At 64.2% G+C, this 832-nt stretch carries 1 protein-coding gene; it reads left to right on the forward strand.

What is annotated here, in order from left to right; all coding sequences use genetic code 11:
* Positions 1–615: 615 nt before the first annotated feature.
* Positions 616–832 (forward strand): RICIN domain-containing protein (locus tag TN53_RS46295; RefSeq protein ID WP_199924748.1); only part of this gene is annotated, 217 nt, incomplete at its 3' end.

Below are 832 nucleotides of genomic sequence, written 5' to 3' on the forward strand. Positions count from 1 at the left end.
TCGCCGAGCTCCGTCAGCAGCCGCCAGCGCAGCGGATGCGCAGCCAGCCGGACGAACTCCGGCAGCGCGACGGCCGCATCCGAGGATCGGGATCCCATACATCGAAAGTACATCAAGCCAGATTGATGTACCAGGCTGCCGGAACCCGACCCGCGGCAACACGGAACCACCGGGCCATCGAAACGGAACGGGGTGGTGCCGATGCAGTTCGATATCTCGCAACAAGTCCGGTTACCCGGAGGGATGATTGAGGGATTGACGGGGAATCGTCAATACTCGGCGCGGAGAAAGTTTCTGCTGAGTGGCCGCAACTTTCGGTGCCAGCCGGACCCCGTTTGCCGGAGTTCGCTCCTTCGTCCGGGCCTTCGGGGTGGCGAGCCGTACCGTGATCTTCCGGAGTGGTGCCCTTTGGTGTGACAGCCTGCCCTGCCCGCAGGGGGAGGAGCTGTTTGTGGTCAGATCGGCGACAGGCCTTGACCGGAGGGCCTCGCATTCCTAGCTTGTGCCGTCAAGGTTCGGGAATCCCTTCGCAAGTTTCGAAGCTGTCTTGCCCTCGATGCGGCCGCTCCGCGGTTCATCGGCGTCACCTTGCCCCGCCCCCAAGGAGGCCTTCTGATGCGGTTTCGCCACCCGTCCCCGGTTCCTCTCAGACGCTTACTCGCCGTTCTCGCGCCTTTGCTGCTGGTGGCCACCTTCCTCGGCGCCCAGCCCGCCAGCGCGGCGACCGTAGACCCCAATGCCTCGTATGTGCTGGTCAACCGCCACAGTGGCAAAGCCCTCGATGTCTACAACAAGGCGACCAACGACGGCGCCCGCATCACCCAGTGGACCA

Origin of the sequence: Streptomyces sp. WM6386, assembly GCF_000972385.1 — a bacterium.
Lineage (GTDB): Bacteria > Actinomycetota > Actinomycetes > Streptomycetales > Streptomycetaceae > Streptomyces.